General features: G+C 46.0%; 19 protein-coding genes. 1 reads left to right on the top strand and 18 read right to left on the bottom strand.

Annotated features, from left to right (window positions below; all coding sequences use genetic code 11):
* Positions 1-237: 237 nt before the first annotated feature.
* From N6H06_RS08835 to mmgD, 5 genes are all read right to left on the bottom strand, one after another.
* Positions 238-1,698 (bottom strand): CoA-acylating methylmalonate-semialdehyde dehydrogenase, encoded by a 1,461-nt coding sequence (locus N6H06_RS08835; RefSeq protein ID WP_212953431.1) that lies wholly within the window; start codon positions 1,696-1,698, stop codon positions 238-240.
* Positions 1,695-2,600 (bottom strand): NAD(P)-dependent oxidoreductase, encoded by a 906-nt coding sequence (locus tag N6H06_RS08830; protein ID WP_404830338.1) that lies wholly within the window; start codon positions 2,598-2,600, stop codon positions 1,695-1,697. The genes N6H06_RS08835 and N6H06_RS08830 overlap by 4 nt, the downstream gene beginning before the upstream one ends.
* 189 nt (positions 2,601-2,789) lie before the next feature.
* Positions 2,790-3,698, bottom strand: a complete 909-nt coding sequence (prpB, locus tag N6H06_RS08825) for a methylisocitrate lyase (RefSeq protein WP_062747116.1) — start codon at positions 3,696-3,698, stop codon at positions 2,790-2,792.
* A gap of 19 nt (positions 3,699-3,717) precedes the next feature.
* Positions 3,718-5,151 carry a bifunctional 2-methylcitrate dehydratase/aconitate hydratase gene (locus tag N6H06_RS08820; RefSeq protein ID WP_062747117.1) on the bottom strand — a complete coding sequence of 478 codons (1,434 nt, stop codon included), beginning with the start codon at positions 5,149-5,151 and terminating at the stop codon, positions 3,718-3,720.
* 22 nt (positions 5,152-5,173) lie between these two features.
* Complete coding sequence (mmgD, locus tag N6H06_RS08815; protein ID WP_062747119.1) at positions 5,174-6,295, bottom strand: citrate synthase; 1,122 nt, start codon at positions 6,293-6,295, stop codon at positions 5,174-5,176.
* A 511-nt stretch (positions 6,296-6,806) separates the two neighbouring features.
* On the opposite strand from mmgD, the gene N6H06_RS08810 reads away from it, so the two are divergent.
* Positions 6,807-7,679 (top strand): LysR family transcriptional regulator, encoded by an 873-nt coding sequence (locus N6H06_RS08810; RefSeq protein ID WP_062747121.1) that lies wholly within the window; start codon positions 6,807-6,809, stop codon positions 7,677-7,679.
* A gap of 17 nt (positions 7,680-7,696) precedes the next feature.
* Here the strand turns inward: N6H06_RS08810 and N6H06_RS08805 are convergent, their stop codons facing one another.
* The 13 genes from N6H06_RS08805 to N6H06_RS08745 form a co-directional block, all read right to left on the bottom strand.
* On the bottom strand, positions 7,697-8,164 hold the full coding sequence (locus tag N6H06_RS08805) for a TspO/MBR family protein (RefSeq protein WP_062747122.1): 468 nt from the start codon (positions 8,162-8,164) through the stop codon (positions 7,697-7,699).
* Between the two features lie 402 nt (positions 8,165-8,566).
* Entirely contained in the window at positions 8,567-9,001 is a 435-nt protein-coding gene (locus tag N6H06_RS08800) for a peptidylprolyl isomerase (RefSeq protein WP_011246645.1), read from the bottom strand.
* A gap of 73 nt (positions 9,002-9,074) precedes the next feature.
* Positions 9,075-10,406 (bottom strand): diaminopimelate decarboxylase, encoded by a 1,332-nt coding sequence (gene lysA, locus N6H06_RS08795; protein WP_062747125.1) that lies wholly within the window; start codon positions 10,404-10,406, stop codon positions 9,075-9,077.
* Between the two features lie 104 nt (positions 10,407-10,510).
* Positions 10,511-11,980, bottom strand: coding sequence for a spore germination protein (locus N6H06_RS08790; protein ID WP_062747905.1), 1,470 nt, complete (start codon positions 11,978-11,980; stop codon positions 10,511-10,513).
* On the bottom strand, positions 11,961-12,548 hold the full coding sequence (locus N6H06_RS08785) for a stage V sporulation protein AE (protein WP_062747127.1): 588 nt from the start codon (positions 12,546-12,548) through the stop codon (positions 11,961-11,963). The genes N6H06_RS08790 and N6H06_RS08785 overlap by 20 nt, the downstream gene beginning before the upstream one ends.
* Positions 12,545-12,901 (bottom strand): stage V sporulation protein AE, encoded by a 357-nt coding sequence (gene spoVAE, locus N6H06_RS08780; protein WP_062747129.1) that lies wholly within the window; start codon positions 12,899-12,901, stop codon positions 12,545-12,547. The genes N6H06_RS08785 and spoVAE overlap by 4 nt, the downstream gene beginning before the upstream one ends.
* Positions 12,902-12,904: 3 nt before the next feature.
* Positions 12,905-13,909, bottom strand: coding sequence for a stage V sporulation protein AD (gene spoVAD / locus N6H06_RS08775; protein WP_062747130.1), 1,005 nt, complete (start codon positions 13,907-13,909; stop codon positions 12,905-12,907).
* 14 nt (positions 13,910-13,923) lie between these two features.
* Complete coding sequence (gene spoVAC / locus N6H06_RS08770; protein ID WP_011246639.1) at positions 13,924-14,397, bottom strand: stage V sporulation protein AC; 474 nt, start codon at positions 14,395-14,397, stop codon at positions 13,924-13,926.
* Between the two features lie 336 nt (positions 14,398-14,733).
* Entirely contained in the window at positions 14,734-15,498 is a 765-nt protein-coding gene (sigF, locus tag N6H06_RS08765; RefSeq protein ID WP_011246638.1) for an RNA polymerase sporulation sigma factor SigF, read from the bottom strand.
* Positions 15,499-15,510: 12 nt separating this feature from the next.
* The gene (gene spoIIAB / locus N6H06_RS08760) at positions 15,511-15,951 is read right to left on the bottom strand and encodes an anti-sigma F factor (RefSeq protein WP_062747132.1); all 441 of its coding nucleotides are present in this window, start codon (positions 15,949-15,951) and stop codon (positions 15,511-15,513) included.
* Between the two features lies 1 nt (position 15,952).
* Positions 15,953-16,297 (bottom strand): anti-sigma F factor antagonist, encoded by a 345-nt coding sequence (gene spoIIAA, locus N6H06_RS08755; protein WP_011246636.1) that lies wholly within the window; start codon positions 16,295-16,297, stop codon positions 15,953-15,955.
* A 106-nt stretch (positions 16,298-16,403) separates the two neighbouring features.
* On the bottom strand, positions 16,404-17,570 hold the full coding sequence (locus N6H06_RS08750; protein WP_212953427.1) for a D-alanyl-D-alanine carboxypeptidase family protein: 1,167 nt from the start codon (positions 17,568-17,570) through the stop codon (positions 16,404-16,406).
* A gap of 165 nt (positions 17,571-17,735) precedes the next feature.
* On the bottom strand, positions 17,736-18,515 hold the full coding sequence (locus tag N6H06_RS08745; protein ID WP_062747136.1) for a polysaccharide deacetylase family protein: 780 nt from the start codon (positions 18,513-18,515) through the stop codon (positions 17,736-17,738).
* Between the last annotated feature and the right edge of the window lie 53 nt (positions 18,516-18,568).

Genomic DNA, 18,568 nt, shown 5'->3' with positions numbered 1-18,568 from the left:
TTCGCTGCTTTTTTAGGTAAAGTCGCTCCCATCACTCAGACTGATAGAAAACGCTTCTCAGATGAAAGTACAGATGAGCAAAGATGTTAGCTTTGCACTGACTGTTTCAATCCATTTGAGAAGCAAATGACAATTTGCCTACAGTCTGAGCCACCTGCTATATGCGGGTGGCTCTAAAAGTAGTTATGCAAATTCCATTTCTAAATGCTTTTTTAAGCGATAACCAGGTTCCCTTAACTAATTAAACCAGCGTTCAGTAACGACTTTTTTCCTTGTGTAAAATTGGATGCCGTCACGTCCATTTGTGCCAAGGTCGCCAAAAAACGATGCTTTATTGCCAGCAAATGAAAAGAACGCCATTGGAGCGGGCACATTCACATTGATGCCAACCATCCCGGCATCAATCGCATTTCGAAAGTGTTGCGCTGCCTTGCCGCTAGATGTGTAAATAACCGCCCCGTTAGCAAAGCGAGATCGGTTCGTTAAAGCAATTGCCTCTTCTAAATCTCGAACACGGACTATGCTGAGCACTGGTGCAAACAACTCTTCTTGCCAGATTGTCATATCGGGTGTCACGTGGTCGAATAAGGTTGCGCCAAGGTAATAGCCGGCTTCCTCGCTCGTTGCGTTGCGGCCATCAACCAACAGCTCTGCTCCTTGTTCTACTCCTTGTTCAATGTATTTAACAACTTTGTCTTTATGGCTTTGGCGAATGAGCGGGCCGACAAAATGTTCATCGTTTTTGCCGTTGCCGACTGTCAATTTCTTCGTCTCTGCCGTTAGTTTTTCGATAAACGCATCCGCTACTTCCTCAACGACGGCGACGACGGAACAAGCCATGCACCGTTCGCCACTCGATGCAAACGCTGCACCAATGACCCCTTGGATCGTCTTATCCAGTTCACAATCGGCTAAAACAACAGCGTGGTTTTTTGCGCCTGCAAGGGCCTGAACTCGCTTGCCATTTGCTGTACCTGTTTCATATACATAGCGAGCAACAGGCTCAGAGCCGACAAACGAAATCGCTTCAACGTCCGAGTGGTTTAACAAGCCATTAACCACTGCTTTGCCGCCATTCACTAAATTCAATACACCGCTTGGCAAACCGACTTCATGCATAAGTGTGACAAGCCGTTCAGCTAAAAGCGGCGTCCGTTCAGAGGTTTTAAGAACAAATGTATTCCCTGCTGCAATCGCAAGTGGAAACATCCATAACGGTACCATCATTGGAAAGTTAAACGGCGTAATGCCAGCAACAACACCTAAAGGATAGCGCCAAATCGAACCGTCAATCCCGCTAGCAATATCGGGAAGAGCGTCGCCCATCATCATTGTCGGTGTCGACGTAGCCAGCTCGACACACTCAATGCCACGCTGGACTTCCCCTCTAGCATCTTTGATCGTCTTGCCGTTTTCAAGCGTTATCAACTGCGCCAATTGCTCCCTATTTTCCTTTAGCCGCTCCAAATACGCAAACATGTACCGAGTACGCTCGGGAACAGGAACCGTTTTCCATGTTTCATAGGCCCGTTTTGCGCTCGCCACCGCCTGCTCAACATCGCGTTCGCCTGAAAGGGGCACGTAAGCAATGGTTTCCCCTGTTGCTGGGTTTGGCACGACTTCCGTTTCAGCCGTAGTTGCTTCCACCCAAGCACCGTCAATCCAGTTTTTCACCGTTTTCACTTTCGTTGTGGTCATCGTTTAGCCACTCCTTCCGCTTTAAAGGAAATCGTCTGTTCCCCAATCCGTTCAAACAGCACGGCCATGTCCTTCTCTCCAAGCCCTGCTTGCTCAGCGTCTGCATACAGTTCAACTAAAGCTTCACTAATCGGCAATTTAATGCCGCGCTCTTTCGCAAGATCCATCGCAAAACGCAAATCTTTATTAAGCAGCTTTAAGGCAAATCCAGGTTCATAATTGCCTGTTGCCATAAACGATTTATAATTTCGCTCATAAATGCGGCTTTGGCCATAACTAACATTTAGGACGTTAAACAGAAAATCCAAATTTAAGCCGCTCTTTTCGGCAAGCGCCAATGCTTCTGCAACACCGGCTGTGTAAAAGCCAATCAGCAAATTATTGATCAACTTTGCATTGGTGCCGCTGTCATAGCTTTCACTAATATGAAAGACATTGCTTCCTAGTTTCATCAGGTGATCAGATACTGTCTCAAGCAGTTTTTTTGGACCGCCAACCATGAACGTCAAGGTTCGGTTTTCCGCTCCAACGACGCCGCCACTAACTGGAGCGGCCAAAAACGATAATCCTTTTTCTTCTGCCGCTTGCCCAATCCGCACTTCAAGCTCTGGAGCGACAGTGCTTGTGTCGACAAAGAGAATGCTCGAAGGGGCAGAAGCGAATACGCCCTCTTCTCCTAAATACACATTTTCGACCGCTTCAGAAGAAGGGAGGCTTGTAAAGATGAGCTCACTTGCCAGCACGATGTCTGTCAAATCATGGGCCCGCTTTCCCCCTGCCTGTTCAAACGCTAAAAGAGAAGCTTCATTGATGTCATAACCAACTACTTCATATCCAGACTCAAGCAAATTTTTCGACATTGGCATGCCCATATTGCCTAAACCGATGAACCCGACTTTCACGACATCTCCCCCTCTGGTGATTTTGTCGACTTTAGCGATAACCTCAAGAGCCTGTCAAGCAGGCTCTCAGACTACACACAAACGCTCGCATATGTCGTCGTTTTCATATATTTAAAAACCGTTTCTCATGACACGCATTTTACTCGCATCTTCCCTTACTACATTCATCTGAAAAGCGTTTTCTCGGTTTTACTGGTCGCTTGTTAATACCGTTTTTGCGACAGACGCATCCAACGCTTCGAATTCTTCGTACGAAATGGCTTTGTATAATTCGCTGCGCTTTTGCATGTCAGCCAAACTCGCTTTTTGTGTGCCATTCTCCATAATATCAGTAAACACGCGTTCATATGCTTTGGCAGCTACACGGAGCGATGTGACTGGATAAATGACCATCGCAAAACCCATCTGTTCAAATTCCTCTGCTTTGTAATAAGGCGTTTTGCCAAACTCAGTCATATTAGCAAGCAAAGGCGCTTCGACTGCTTCGGCAAAGGCACGGAACTCTCCTTCGCCTTGCAACGCTTCTGGGAAAATACCATCGGCGCCGGCATCGAGATAAAGCTTGGCGCGGTCAATTGCTGACTGAAGCCCTTCCACGCCCCTTGCATCGGTGCGGGCAATGATGACAAGCGACGGAGCTGCTTGTTTCAAAGCAGCAATTTTTTGCGCCATCTCTTCTGCCTGAATCAGTTTTTTTCCGTTCAAATGGCCACATTTTTTCGGCAAATCTTGGTCTTCCATCTGTACAGCCGCAACGCCAGCCTCAACCATTTCTACCCCTGTTCGTGCAACGTTCATCACGCCGCCAAATCCAGTATCGATATCGACTAAAAGCGGCAGGTTTGTAGCCCGGACAATTTCCCGTGCTCGGGCGGCGACTTCGTTTGAGTGAACAATCCCAAGATCAGGCAAACCTAAGCTCGCCGTATAGGCAGCTCCTGACAAATAAAGGCTTGTAAAGCCCGTTTGTTTTGCGATTAAACCAGCCATCGCATCATGTGCCCCTGGAATTTGCAAAATTCCTTTTTCTGTCATCTGTTTGTAAAAAGACGTTGCCAGTTCATGTTGTGAGCGTGGTTCGTCTACAATCCAAGGCATTGCAATCCCTCCTTTCCTTCTATAAGGCAAACAAGTCTGTAAAAGCCGGCACTGACATGTTGCCTAAGTCTTTGTTTGTACATGCCTCAAGGATTGCTTTTTCTTGCTTTTGCGGGTAATGACTAGCGATATTTGCTGCGAATTTTGCCTGGATAGCAGGAACGGCTTCTTCGCGGCGGAAACGATGGCCGAGTGGATATTCGATTGTTACTTGGTCCGTTTTTGTACCGTCCTTAAAAAAGACTTGCACAGCATTGGCAATGGACCGTTTTTCTGGATCTAAGTAGTCTATTGAAAACTGCTTGTTTTCCGTGACAACCATCAAATCGCGAAGTTGGTCCACGCGTGGATTTTGGGCCATCTCATCTTCATAGTCATCTGCTACAATTGCACCTTTTAACAGGCCAATTGCTGTAATATATTGCAAACAATGATCCCGATCAGCAGGATTGTAAAGCGGCCCTTTTTTGTCAATAATGCGGATCGCCGATTCATGGGTCTGGATGTCAATACGGTCGATCTCATCCAAACGGTCGCGGACCGACTCATGTAACGTTACTGCCGCTTCGGCTGCCGTTTGCGCATGGAATTCAGCTGGATAAGACACTTTAAATAACACGTTTTCCATGACATACGAATCGAGCTTACGGGCAAGCACGACTTCCTTCTTACCAAAAAGCACATCTTGGAAACCCCATCCTGGAGCAGACAGCGCTGTTTTATAGCCCATCTCGCCAGTTAAGGCTGTCATTGCCAAAAAGACGCCTCGGCTTGTTGCGTCCCCTGCCGCCCATGATTTCCGCGAGCCTGTGTTCGGAGCGTGGCGGTATGTGCGCAATGAGGAATTGTCAATCCACGCATGGGAGACGGCGTTTACGACTTCCTCTTTTGTACCACCAAGCATCCCGGCTACAACAGCCGTAGTCGCTACTTTTACGAGGAGCACATGGTCAAGGCCAACTCGGTTAAAGCTATTTTCCAGCGCAAGCACGCCTTGGATTTCATGGGCTTTCACCATCGCGATTAACACATCTTGGATTGTTAGAGGTGCTTTGCCTTCCGCTATGTTTTTTCTGCTTATATAGTCGGCTGTCGCTAAGATGCCGCCAAGGTTATCCGATGGGTGCCCCCACTCGGCCGCAAGCCACGTATCGTTGTAATCGAGCCACCGTATCATCGTGCCAATATTAAAAGCGCCTCGAACCGGGTCTAGGACATGCGGTGTGCCAGGAACTTTAACGCCATTTGGAACAATCGTCCCTGGCACAACCGGTCCGAGCATTTTGACGCATTCTGGATAGCGGAGGGCGAGAATGCCGCAGCCAATCGTATCAATAAGAACGTGTGCTGCCGTTTCCAGCGCCTCCTCGCTTGTAATGTCCTTTTTTAGCACATACTCGGCAATTTCCTCTAAGAGCAAGTCTGTTTTTCTTGTATCCGTTTTCAATTCCATGCAAAAAACCTCCGTTGTCCCTTCATTTCTGTACAGATGTATAACGCGGCCCCGTATACTTAACCCGCGGCCTAAATAGCTTATTGTTTCGATGTTGCTCGATTACATGGGCACTTAGCCCGGCTGTCCGGGACGAAAAGAAAATTGGGGTATACAAGCTGATTGGGATGCCTAACATCCAGTATACTGGGGCTGCATAATAGTCCAGATTCGGATAAAGTCCCTTCTCTTTTGCCATAAGAGCCTCTCCTGCCTCACACATTCGCAGGAGCCTGTCATCTCCAGCAGCTTGTGAAAGTTCAGCAAGCGCCTCTTTCATAATGAGAGCGCGTGGGTCGATTTTTTTCATATAAACTCGATGGCCAAATCCCATTATTTTCTCTTTTTTCTTTAACTTATTCGACAGAAGCGTTTCAAACTCTTCAGGCGAGTTTGCATCAAGGAGCATATACATAACTGCCTCATTGGCGCCGCCATGCAAATGCCCTTTTAAAGAAGCGACTGCCCCTGTGAGAGCGCCATACATATCTGAAAGTGTAGAGGCGATGACTCGCGCTGCAAAAGTGGAGTTAGGCATTTCATGCTCAGAATAAAGCAACAGCGATTGGTCGAATACACGCTCTTCTAATTCACTCGGCACATTCCCTGTGATCATGTATAAGAAATTGGCGCTATAGGAAAGGGAATCTTTTGGCGTTAAAACTTGTTTCTTCTCAAGGATGCGGTAGCTGTTAGCCACAATCGCTGGCAGCTTCGCCAGCAGTTCATAGGCCCGTTCACGGTTTGCCTCCTCGCCGCGGTCATCTAGCCGTGTATCAAAACCTCCTAGCACAGAAACGCCCGTCCGCAGTGCATCCATTGGGTGTGTCGATGCTGGCAACCGTTTTAAAACGTCCAAAATGGCTTCAGGCAAGTCATACGAACCGCTTAAACGCTCTGCTAATACTAGCCGTTCTTGTTCCGACGGCAATTCACCCTTTAACAATAAGTGGACAATATCCAAATAGCCATTTGTTTTTGATAATTGAATCAAGTCGTAACCGTGGATAATGATTTGTCCTTGTTCCGTGTCGAGAAAAGATAAATCGGTTTCTGCCGCAATCACTCCGTCCAAACCTGGATGATACGTTTGTTCAACTTGCATGCGATCCCTCCTTTTTCTTTTTCCGAGTAAAACGATAAGTCTAATTAAATAAAGCGCTTACATAATTCGACGAAACTCACCTCCAGCTGCCGTATACGACTTCGATGTGTTCATCCGTCTACTTAAATGTAACATACTCCAAATTCACTCGGCAATAATCATTTGTTTTTTCAGCGATTCTGGAGACAACCTCGCTTCTACCAACTGGTATTTTTGTCCACTATGCCAACGCCTCTTCCGTCCCCCCTTGACGTTAATGGCCTATTTTCTTTCAGGAAGCGGACAGCACTATATTAAAAAGGGCTTATAAATATCTCTTGCCCAATCGCCCTAGCACGGTCGATCTGTGCTGATTTTGCCAGCAGTTTTTTCATTTATACAACCAACACTTCTTGTTATTTGTATCCTTCATTCATGGCCTTACACACTTCATTTGTTGCTGCAAAACGCCTATTTTTGTAAACTAATGAAAAAAGCAATGATACCCATTGCTTAGAAAAGAGATGGTTGGATGCGACTAGAAGAGGACTTATTGATTGCAACGCTAAGCGATGAGGGGACCATTCGCGGTGCATCACGCAAGTTATATATCTCCCAGCCCGCTCTCAGCCAACGCCTTAAGCAAATCGAACAACGCTTTGGGGAGCCGCTGTTTATCCGCACCCACAAATCACTTATTCCAACACCAGTAGGGGAAGAAGTGATTGCCTTTGCCAAACGCCGTGTTCAGGAGGAAAAACAACTACAAGACCGCCTTAGCAAGTTGACAGGAACCATCCGTGGCACGCTTTCACTAGGAGTCTCATCCGTCATTGCCCAATACGTATTGCCAAAGCCATTGCGTGCCTACGTGAACGCTTACCCCGATGTCAAAATTGATTTGCATACGGGCCTTAGTTCTGCTATTTATCAAAACAGGCATCATACGCATCTTTCGATTATTCGCGGCGATGTCGACGATAAAGAAGGGCTCACGCTGCTATTTTCTGAACAGCTCTACTATGTCCGCCGCGTCGATACAGAGAAACCAACTGTGTTCATTTCTTTTCAAAGCGATGATGCCTTTCAATCGCTCATTGAAGAATGGCTGTTTGCTGAGGCGACCCGCTCGCCCTTACAAACGATCAACGTTGACCAAATTGAAACATGCAAGCAATTAATGGCAAACGGCATTGGCGCCGCCATTCTTCCAGAGGTTGCCGTCCGCGACTTAAACGGAAACGACTATATACGAATGCCATTGGACGTAAACGGCAAGGAACAGATGCGCAGCACTTGGTTGCATTGCCCAGAAAGCCATCGGTCCCTTCCACAAGTAAAAGCGTTTTTAACGTTTTTACAAGGGGCACTACCGCCATCTCCTCATAAAAACACATCCAATTAGATGCGGTGACTACACGGTTACAGATTCATTGAATAGGTTGTAAAGGATAAGATGGTCGCAAATACACTCCATAAAACATAAGGCAAAAGAAGGTAGCTTGCCACTTTGCTATATTTTTTGGCTACTATCATTAATACCAGTGCTGTGAGGGCTACAAACAAGGAGTCAATCGATGCGGCCAGCAAGTTCTTTTGTGTAAACTGAAAATAGCTGAATGCTTGATTAATCACATAATTAATCAAAAGCGCAAACCAGTAGCTTTTCGCACCTTTAAATCTAAAGACTGCATACACAATAGCAGCTGAAAGGGATATTAGGACAAACAGGATAGCCCAAATGACTCCGATCGTAGATCCACTTGGCGTCCATTCCGGCTTGTTCAGTGAATGGTACCATTCTTGATCAACTGGAAACAGGTAATCGGCGGCTGAAAAAAGCGCGTAAGTAATAATAAAAACCGCTATGGTGCCGGCAATTTTCTTCATGTTCTAACCTCCGCATTATGTATCATGCCCCTCAGCTTGTAAAACAATCCCCCGTGGTGTTAGCTAGGGTTACCAATGGTTTCGATCAATCACATGTTTATGAATCGTGTGGGCGTCTGTACTAATAGAACCGATGCGTCAAATGATTTATATTCTACGTTTGTTTATTTTTTTGTTGCATAGAAAAAGCCCTGTCATCACGACAGGGCTTCAGACTGTAGACAAACGCTCGCATACGTTGTCGTTTGCCTCACTCATAAGCTCATGAACCCACGTTCTATTCGCTTCTTCCCTCGCCTGCACTCCTCGTCTGACAAGCGTTTTCTATCAGTCTGAGGGCGGTTATCGACTTTGTCGACAACCTCAAGCCCTGTCATCACGACAGGGCTTACTGCTGTACACTTATTCTTCCCAAACTTTCACTTCTAACATCACATCGCCTTGTTTGATGCGGTACACACTGTCTAGTCCTTCAACGACTTGCCCGAACACCGTGTGGACACCATCAAGATGGGGTTGAGGCTCATGGACGATAAAGAATTGGCTGCCACCTGTGTCTCGACCGGCGTGTGCCATTGAAAGCGCCCCTGGAACATGTTTATGTGGGTTGCCTTCTGTCTCGCATTTTATCGTATAGCCTGGACCACCTGTGCCATTTCCATTTGGATCTCCCCCTTGGGCAACAAATCCAGGGATGACACGGTGGAACGTAAGACCATTATAAAACCCTTTATTGGCCAGTGTTTCGAAATTTTCTACGGTACCAGGCGCAGCGTCCTCATAAAATTCGATGACAATCTTTTCACCGTTTTCAAATTCAATGCTTCCTTTTTTCATCCAAAAAACCTCACTCTCAACTATGAAGTAGCGGCAAGCGCTTGTTCCATTGTACACAAATCTTCAGTAATTCTCAAACGTCACTTGTTTCTTTTACATTCGCTTGATAAGCAAGATCGAGCTTGGTTAAATCTTCATAACTCTCCCGTTGAATCACTAGTTGATCTGCCCCGTCTTCTGCAAACACAACAGCCGGGCGTGGAATGCGGTTGTAATTATTTGCCATTGAGTAGCCGTACGCCCCGGTACAAAACATCGCTAGGACGTCGCCATGCTTCACCTCTGGCAGAGGCATATCCCAGACAAGCATATCGCCGCTTTCACAACATTTCCCTGCTACAGAAAACGTTTCTTCTGCTTTGTCGTGGGCGCGGTTGGCAAGCAATCCTTCGTATTTAGCATCATATAAAGCTGGGCGCAAGTTATCACTCATTCCCCCATCTACAGATAGATAACGCCGGACATTGGGAATGTCTTTCGTTGAACCAATTGTATATAGTGTTGTGGCTGCATCCCCGACAAGAGAACGCCCAGGCTCAATCCAAATTTCTGGGATCGCCAAACCTAAACGGTCAGCGTGTTTTTTTGTTTCCTTTACAATTTCTTCAATGTACGCTTCAGGCACTAGTGGCTTGTCTCCTTCTACATAACGAATGCCAAAGCCACCACCGAAATTGAGCACACGCGGTACAAAGTCGAATTCCTCTTGCCACCTTTGAAGCTGGTTAAAAACTTTTTCAATCGCAAGCACAAAGCCTTCTGTTTCAAAAATTTGCGAACCGATATGGCTATGGACGCCAAGCAAATCAATGAATTTGCTGCTTTCGGCAATCCGCGCCGCCTTGTCCGCCTGCCCGCTAGCAATGTCAAATCCAAACTTTGAGTCTTCTTGCCCTGTTGCGATAAATTCATGGGTATGGGCTTCAACTCCTGGAGTTAAACGGAGCAAAATCGAAACCGTTTGCTCCCTGTTTGCGGCGAGTTCCTCAAGCAATTCTAGCTCATAAAAATTGTCCGCGACGATACAGCCGATTCCCGCTTTAATGGCCATTTCTAATTCTTCTCGGCTTTTATTGTTGCCGTGGAAATGGATCCGCCCTGGCTCGACCCCTGCTTTTAGGGCGGTAAACAGCTCGCCACCTGAAACAACGTCAATGCTTAAATCTAGCGAGGCGGCTAGTTGGTACATGGCAATGCAGCTAAAAGCTTTGCTCGCGTAGGCAACTTGATAGGAAACCCCTTCTGCCTCAAATGCTTGTTTAAAAGCGCGGGCTCGTTCTTTTATGAGAGCAGTATCATAAACAAACAAGGGCGTATCGTATTTTTTTGCTAAATCCACTGTATCGACGCCGCCAATTTCCAAATGGCCAGCTTTGTTAATTGTCATTGTCCCGTGTAAATACATGGCTCCACTCCCTTGTATCCCTTTAAAAAAAGCAACTTCAGCCAAAAAGGCTAAGCTGCTTTTTCGCGTTTTTCCACTAGTGTATCAAATCCACGTTCGTTTGGCTACTCGCTTGTTGGCGTTTGCCTAATTTTATCTTGTGGATGGACAATACTTGGCCTCCACCTGAGCGATGGCACTGAAGCCCTGCACAACACTTGGTATAATGCAGGCGGGTCAAAAGGCAAAAATGGCCATAAGTAAGGGCGCTGCAAAGGGGCAAGTCGCACAAGTGAAAAAAACAGCAATGTCATTGCGACCACTAAGCCCATTCCGTCAAAAAAGATGACTGATAAAATTAAGCCGTAGCGTGCTATCCTAAGCGCTACACCGAGCTCATAGCTTGGAGTGGCAAACATGCCAATTGCGCCAAGGGAAACATAAAGAATAACTTCTGCCGTAAAATAGCCGACTTCAATCGCTATTTCGCCAATCAGCAAGGCGGCGACTAGCCCTAATGCAGTCGCTAATGGCGAAGGGGTATGAATAGCAGCCATTCGCAACAATTCAATGCCGGCTTCGGCAAAAATAACTTGCAGTGCAATCGGAATGTTTTTATTTTCGTTTACGCCGATAAAATCAAGAGCGGGGGGTACCATTTCTTGATTGATGGCGAGAAGCAACCAAAACGGTACAATTAAAAGTGAAAACAAAATGCCAACTAGACGCATCCAGCGGAGGAACGTCCCCACTGCTGGAGCCTGCCTGTATTCTTCCGCATGCTGAACGTGGTGAAAAATCGTCGCTGGCGTTATGACAACAGACGGCGAGGTGTCGACAATGATGACGACATGCCCTTCTAAAATATGGGTAGCGGCTACATCGGGCCGTTCGGTATAGCGCACTAAAGGGAAAGGGTTAAGCCCTTGTTTGACAATGTATTCTTCGACGACTTTGTCTGCCATTGTCAAGCCGTCGATGTTGATCGCTCTTAATTCTTTTTTAATGATTTTTATAAAGCCTGGATCGACAATGCCATCTATATAACAAAGGCAAATATCGGTTTTAGAGCGGACGCCGACTTGCATGATTTCTTGCCGAAGCCGCTCATCACGAATGCGGCGCCTGGTCAACCCTGTGTTAAAGATAATATTTTCTGTATAGCCATCTCGTGCACCACGAACAACACGCTCTGTATCTGGCTCTTCAGGACCCCTTCCTGGATAGGAACGGACGTCGGCAACAAGCGCTTTCGCCTCCCCGTCTACAATAACGAAGATCAGCCCTGACAGCACTTGAGTAATGGCGCGGTCCATTGATTCCGTTTCTTCCACTTGGATATGGGCCAAATGATTTTTAATCGTTACAAACGGTTGTTCAACACGGCGCAACCTGCCTTCAACTTCCATGAGCTCGCGTAAAATTTCAATGATATATAAATTGTCGACAAGACCTGTCAAATAATAAATGCCGACCTCTCTATTAAAAATTTTCAGCTTGCGAACGCCAACATCAAAGGATTGGTCAAGACCAAGTCTTTCCTTTAAAATCGCTTCATTCTCGGAAAAGTCATGGCTAAAGTTCATCGGTTTCATCGGGGACTTCACGGTATCCACTCCTTTCTAAAATCATTTCTAGCGCTTGCCTCGTCACAGGTGCCCCGCGCTTGACATCATCAAAGCGAGCCATCTTGCCAATATCGCCGATGCCGACTATATAGGGAATTTGCAGTTCATCAAGAATAGAAACGGTATCGCCATAAATTCGCCCGATTTCCAGGTCAGGCACCCCTTCTTTGTCGACTCCGTACCCAGTCAGTTCGCCTGTTCGGTCAACAGAGACATCGATATGGGCCCACTCTTTTGCATGTGTTTTTGAAGCCACTGCTACCGCCCCGATGATCTCAATCTGGTCGTGGCCCGCAAGATAGCGCATCGCTTCTTCTCCAGGGCCGTTATCACGCCAGCCACAATCATCAAACATGACTAAAATTGGTACGTCAGGAGCAGACAAGATTAACGTAGCAAGCTGTTCGCCAGTTAACGTGGAGGGATTGCCAGATGAAGCGCTAATGCAGCGGCAACCAAGCTCTGCCGAAAGGAACTCAAGTACTTTTTTAGCTGCTAAATCGCCGTCTGTCACAAAAATTACTTTCCTCTTCATCCTGTCGAACCCCTAGGCTTGAAAAACAAGGCAGCTGCAACGCTAAACAAGATCGAAAAAACAATCGTTGTTGAGGCGATTTCAAACACTCCGTCCGTGATCTTAAACAGCCCCCTTGCCCCTTCTTCCATCGCACCATGAACAAGTGAATAACCAAATCCTGTTAAAGGCACGGTAGCGCCTGCTCCAGCAAGCTCAACCAAATGCTCGTACAAATGAAAGCCATCAAGGACAATTCCCACTATCACCATAACGACGAGCATTTGAATAGGGGTCAGCTTTGCTGCATCGAGTAAAACCTGACCGATTAAACAAATCGCTCCACCGACTAGAAACGCCCATAAAAACTCCATTTGCTAGTTCCTCCTTTCAAGGACAATTGCATGGGCAATTGCCGGTATCGATTGCTTTTGCAAAACGGTCATCGAACTTAGAAGCGCCCCAGTGGCAACGACAAGAACACGTTTTAGTTCTCCGGCGAGAAGGCGATGGTAAATATGCCCGTATACAACGGATGCGGAACAACCTGCGCCACTTCCCCCGGCTAGTGCTTGTTGCTTAGAGTGGTACATCATGACGCCGCAGTCCTCATAACGCCCGGTTATATAAATGCCTTGCTCTCGCAAAAGCTTACGGTAAATTTCACTTCCAGATATCGCTAAATCACCTGTCACAATTAAATCAAAGTCACTTACTTGCTGATTCGTTTTATGCAAATGACCGATTGTCACCTCAGCTGCAGCTGGTGCCATTGCTGCCCCTAAACTCATTGGATCGGTGATGCCTAGGTCTTGGACACGGCCAATCGTTGCTTCTGTTAATTGAATTTGCGTCCGTTTCTTCCCCAATAGAACGGCACCTGCTCCAGTTACAGTTGTCTGAGCAGTCCCTGGTTTTTGGACCGCAAATTCAGTTGGATAGCGAAATTGCTTTTCGCAAGCGCCGTAATGACTGCTTGCCGCTGCGAGCACCAAATCAGCTAACCCGCTAGATACCCATACGCCGCTAATGATTAGCGTTTCTACAGAAGTGGCGCATGCTGAATATGTACCGATGTATGGCAATTGCAAGTCACGGGCGACAAAACTAGAAGCGGTCGTCTGGTTGCTTAAATCTCCGGCAACAAACAAATCAACAGAGTCTATCGATAAATGGTTTTTAGTTAAACATTGTTTAATCGCTTGTTTCATCAATGCACGTTCTGCCATTTCCCAACTTTTTTCATTACAATAACTATCCGTGTATCGGTAATCAAAAGAGCCAGCCAGTGGCCCTGCTCCTTCTTTTGGGCCGACTGCCGTACCGCTCGATTGGATATACACTGGATTTGAGAATGTAATTGTCCGATGTGAAAGGCCCATAGTTTCCCTCTTTTCTAGTGTAAAATCATGCGGATCAACAGTCTGGAAAAACTGACAAGGTAGGCAGTACTGATGCCAAAAACAAGCACCGGGCCAATCAGCCGAAATAAATTGGAGCCTACTCCCGTTAACAACCCTTCTGTCCGATGTTCAAGGGCAGTAGCAGCCATGGCATTGGCGAACCCTGTAATCGGGACAAGTAGCCCTGCGCCAAACAGTTGTGCTCCTTTGCGATAAAAGCCCATACCTGTTGCTAAAACGGCAATGGCAATCAAGGTGATAAGCATATAGCTCGTTGCCGTTTCATCGGATAATTGGAACAAAGCATGATACCCTCGGAAAATCAGTTGACCGATTACACAAATGAGCCCACCTGAAAAAAAAGCCAGAGACCCATGTTTTAGATAGCGGCTTTTCGGTTTATACAAGACAATATTCTCTTTGTATTCTTCTTGTTTATTCGCATTCACAATGGATGGCTCCTTCATTCGCTCTCCTGTTAGTATGTATCGAATCAACCTATTCATGCGCAGAAACAAAAAAAGCCACATGCTTTCCAATCGTGAAAACATGTGACATGACTTTACATAAAATTAACTATTCGCAACATTTATTGTTGACAATGATTTTCGGCAACGGTATACTTGCGGTAACATCTTCGCTCTGCTTCCTCAGGTGGGTCTTCCTCAAGCATTTTTCCTCAGGCCTTATTCTTACTGTCCAAAGCTTGCCACCTGGATTGTCTGTATAGTACTTACACATTCCTCTACATATGCCCCTAGACAAAAAAGAAAGCAAGCTCCTAAACCTTTGAGCTTGCTTTTTTAAGTGGCGTCTGACATTGTTTCTTTCATTTGTTCCAATATTTTTTTCTCAAGCCGAGAAACTTGCACTTGCGAAATGCCTAAGCGTTCAGCCACTTCTGATTGTGTTTGATCCTTATAATAACGCAAATACACAATCAGCCGCTCCCTTTCGCCAAGGTCGCAAATGGCTTCTTTTAAAGCGATCTTGTCAAACCACTTGACTTGTGAGTGGTCGGCAATTTGATCTAGAAGTGTAATTGGATCGCCGTCATTTTCATAGACCGTTTCATGGATTGAAGACAAGCTCCGGTTGGCGTCTCCGGCAAATACGATTTCTTCAGGCGTCACGCCTAAATGCTCAGCGATCTCATTAATGGTTGGTGCCCGGCGCAACGTTTTCGTCAGTTCGTCCTTTGCTTTGCGAATTTTATTGCTTAATTCTTTAATAGACCGACTGACTTTCACCGTACCATCGTCCCGCAGAAACCGTTGGATTTCACCGATAATCATTGGAACAGCATACGTGGAGAACTTCACATCGTAGGAAAGGTCAAATTTATCGACGGACTTTATTAAACCAATGCAGCCAATTTGAAAAAGGTCGTCTGCTTCATAACCGCGATTCAAAAAACGCTGAACAACAGACCAGACGAGACGTGTGTTATGGTTGACGATCGAATCCCGTGCTTCTGTGTCACCTTCCTGGCTTTTTGCAATAAGCTCTTTTACTTGTTTATCGGATAGTGGCTTTTTTTTGCCGCCGTTTTTCACCTCTGCACTCATAAGCAAGACCCCTTATCTGCACATTGCTTTCGTCGTGGCCAGCTGTTTTTTCAAATAAACGGTTGTGCCGATCATTGGTTCGGAAATTACCTTCATCTCTTGGCAAAAATTTTCCATAATCGTGAATCCCATTCCAGAGCGCTCGAGTTCTGGTTTCGAGGTGTAGAGCGGTTGTCTTGCTTCATCTAAGTCTGAAATGCCTACCCCTTCATCGCGGATAATGAGTTCGAGTTCACGGTCCTTCAGTTCAGCTGTAATATAGACTTGCCCATTCGGATCATTCTCGTATCCATGGATAATCGCATTGGTGACCGCCTCTGATACAATCGTCTTAATTTCCGTTAATTCCTCCATCGTCGGATCAAGTTGGGCAATAAAGGCACTGACTGTCACTCGGGCAAAAGATTCATTTTCACTTAAAGCCGAAAACGCTACATTCATTTTATTGGCCACTTTATGCCACCCCCAGTTTTTGCAATGCGAATCGTTCGCTTTCTTCCAAACGGATAATTTTAAAAAGGCCGGACATCTCAAACAGCCGCTCGATCGTTGGCGAAATCGCGCATACGACCATTTCGCCGCCATTTGCCTTAATTTGTTTATACCTCCCCAGTATCACGCCAAGCCCGGAACTGTCCATAAAAGACAGCTCAGCCAAATTCAGCACAATATGCTGGATGTTTTCTAGCCGCGCTTCTATTTGGCTGCGCAATTCTTTGGCAGAATGATGGTCCAGTTCCCCTTCAAGCCGAACCAACAACACATGCTCCTTTTGCTCCAATCCGATTTTTAAGTTCACAAACTGCACCTCCGTCGTTTTGCTAGTAATTCATTCGCCTGCAAAATGACAGATTCCTTGTACATGACAAAACTAGTGGCGAAGTTTGCTTTTCCTTTGCGATTAGCTATTTTCCAGCAAATGATGACAGCATCCGTTTAAATAGCGTCCACCACGAAGCGTTTTCTACATCTTCTGCTGCCACAAGGTCCGTTCTTGAGAGTGTTTCGCCATCTTTTACAATAATAAGCTGGCCAACTGTATCCCCTTTTGAGACAGGTGCTTCCACGTTTTCAAAAAGCTCGATCGCCGTCTCAATCTCATCAAGCTTCGTGCCTTTTTTCAACAGCAATGAAACAGGCTCAGGCGTGATTGCTTGTACATGCCTGTCCTTACCTTTTATAACCGGGACTTCCCCAATAAGGTCTCCTCGCTCATGCAACCGCTTCGTTGAATATTGGCTATATGAATAGTCAAGCATATTCGTTATGGAAGCATTTCGCTCTTTCGGCGTTTCCGCCCCCATAACGACGGCAATGACTCGCATCCCGTTCTTCTCTGCTGTTGCCGTCAACCCATACTTCGCTTCTTGTGTAAACCCAGTTTTCAAACCGTCGACGCCAGGGTAGAACTTGACGAGCTTATTCGTGTTTACTAGCCAGAACTCCTTATCGGTACCTTTGCGTAAATAATCTTCGTATATCCCTGTATAAGAAGTGATGTTTTCGTATTTAAGCAGTTCTTTCGCCATAACGGCTAAATCATGAGCAGAAGAGTAATGATCTGCTTCAGGCAAGCCATTCGGATTTTGGAACTGTGTATTTTCCAAACCAAGCTCGGCTGCTTTCGCATTCATCATTTTTACAAACTCCTGCTCGGTGCCGCCAATATGTTCAGCCATCGCTACCGCTGCATCATTCCCAGAAGCTATGGCAATGGCTTTCAATAAGTCATCAACACTCATTTCTTCTCCAGGTTCTAAAAAGACTTGCGATCCGCCCATGGATGCGGCATTCTCGCTAACGGTCACCATATCCTCGTACTTAATCGTGCCTTCTTCAATCGCTTCCATAATAAGCAGCATGGTCATGATTTTCGTCATGCTAGCTGGAGGAAGCATGTTGTCGCTATCTTTTTCAAACAATACTTCGCCTGTATCCCGTTCAATTAATATCGCGGACGCGGCATTTTCAGCTAACTGAGGCATTTCCTTTTCTTTGGCAAACGCTGCTTCACCAGTGCATGCAAACAACAAAACAAACAAGAGCATCCATACGTTCCATTTTCTTTTCATGTTTTTCCCTCCACTAGGCCGTCATCATAAAAAAACTATTTGCTAGTGTCCCCATTTACTGGAAAGGTTATACATTTGCGCAAAACAAAAACTAAAATGCTTGCCTCCGTTGCCCCTTTGCTGAACAACCTCCAAAAATAACAAAAAGCAAGTCGAGCCAATGGCTTAACTTGCTTCGGGCAAATGCAACAATTCGGGGACTGTTACAAATGTATAGCCTTTTTCTTTCAACCATTCAATTTCTGCTGGTAGATCCTCAAACAGTTGGTAGCTTGTAGCCGTGCCGTCATGATGAAGGATAATCCCGCCAGAATGGGCATCCTCGACTACATTCATCGCAATCGAAAATGGCAGTTGGTATTGCCAATCTAATGAATCAATGCTCCAACCAATTAGGTGGTAACTGTTTGTTGTGAGTGTTTTGACAACCATGTCATTCACGCTCCCATAGGGGGCCCTCACCAAATCGGTAGTGACGCCAGTCGCTTCTTCAATGACCGCTTGTGTCTGTTCCACTTCGTCTAGCACCTCGCTTTGTTCAAGCTTGGTCAACTCTTGATGGGTAAAGCTGTGATTGCCGATGCTATGCCCTTCCGCGACCATTCGTTTTAAGAGCGACGGATGTTGCTTTGCTTTATAGCCTAGTACAAAAAAAGTCGCTTTGATATCCTCTTCCTTTAATAAATCAAGTAGACGTTCTGTGTAAACGGGATCAGGACCGTCGTCAAATGTTAACGCGAGCCTTTTTTCGTCATCTGGCCCTTGAAATTGAATTTTTTCACGTTGGATCTGTGTAAGGGCAGTTGTCTGCACAAGAGCCGGGCGCTTTATCTTACCACCATCCTCTTCAACCGCTCGATAAGAAATGGCCTCGCTAAATCCTCCGCCAAAAAGAAGTGAACTAACGCAAATAAACACAACAACTGTTAGCCAATTCTTGCTCACGTGAAAAACTCCTCTCAACTAGTCGATCTTCCTAGTATGAGAGGAGAATGAGT

The sequence above is a fragment of the Shouchella tritolerans genome, assembly GCF_025770735.1.
Taxonomy (GTDB): domain Bacteria; phylum Bacillota; class Bacilli; order Bacillales; family Bacillaceae_D; genus Shouchella; species Shouchella tritolerans.
The sequence above is the reverse complement of the archived record's forward strand: the minus strand, read 5'-3'. Positions and strand labels throughout refer to the sequence as shown.

What these genes read in the sequence shown, in the direction of transcription:
- N6H06_RS08800 (WP_011246645.1), bottom strand. Translation starts at nt 9,001, where the DNA reads ATGAAAAAAGGAAGCATTGAATTTGAAAACGGTGAAAAGATTGTCATC.
- N6H06_RS08810 (WP_062747121.1), top strand. Translation starts at nt 6,807, where the DNA reads ATGCGACTAGAAGAGGACTTATTGATTGCAACGCTAAGCGATGAGGGG.
- N6H06_RS08790 (WP_062747905.1), bottom strand. Translation starts at nt 11,980, where the DNA reads ATGAAACCGATGAACTTTAGCCATGACTTTTCCGAGAATGAAGCGATT.
- spoVAD (WP_062747130.1), bottom strand. Translation starts at nt 13,909, where the DNA reads ATGGGCCTTTCACATCGGACAATTACATTCTCAAATCCAGTGTATATC.
- lysA (WP_062747125.1), bottom strand. Translation starts at nt 10,406, where the DNA reads ATGTATTTACACGGGACAATGACAATTAACAAAGCTGGCCATTTGGAA.
- spoVAC (WP_011246639.1), bottom strand. Translation starts at nt 14,397, where the DNA reads ATGAAGGAGCCATCCATTGTGAATGCGAATAAACAAGAAGAATACAAA.
- N6H06_RS08835 (WP_212953431.1), bottom strand. Translation starts at nt 1,698, where the DNA reads ATGACCACAACGAAAGTGAAAACGGTGAAAAACTGGATTGACGGTGCT.
- N6H06_RS08820 (WP_062747117.1), bottom strand. Translation starts at nt 5,151, where the DNA reads ATGGAATTGAAAACGGATACAAGAAAAACAGACTTGCTCTTAGAGGAA.
- prpB (WP_062747116.1), bottom strand. Translation starts at nt 3,698, where the DNA reads ATGCCTTGGATTGTAGACGAACCACGCTCACAACATGAACTGGCAACG.
- N6H06_RS08785 (WP_062747127.1), bottom strand. Translation starts at nt 12,548, where the DNA reads ATGAAGAGGAAAGTAATTTTTGTGACAGACGGCGATTTAGCAGCTAAA.
- mmgD (WP_062747119.1), bottom strand. Translation starts at nt 6,295, where the DNA reads ATGCAAGTTGAACAAACGTATCATCCAGGTTTGGACGGAGTGATTGCG.
- N6H06_RS08805 (WP_062747122.1), bottom strand. Translation starts at nt 8,164, where the DNA reads ATGAAGAAAATTGCCGGCACCATAGCGGTTTTTATTATTACTTACGCG.
- sigF (WP_011246638.1), bottom strand. Translation starts at nt 15,498, where the DNA reads ATGAGTGCAGAGGTGAAAAACGGCGGCAAAAAAAAGCCACTATCCGAT.
- N6H06_RS08750 (WP_212953427.1), bottom strand. Translation starts at nt 17,570, where the DNA reads ATGAAAAGAAAATGGAACGTATGGATGCTCTTGTTTGTTTTGTTGTTT.
- spoVAE (WP_062747129.1), bottom strand. Translation starts at nt 12,901, where the DNA reads ATGGAGTTTTTATGGGCGTTTCTAGTCGGTGGAGCGATTTGTTTAATC.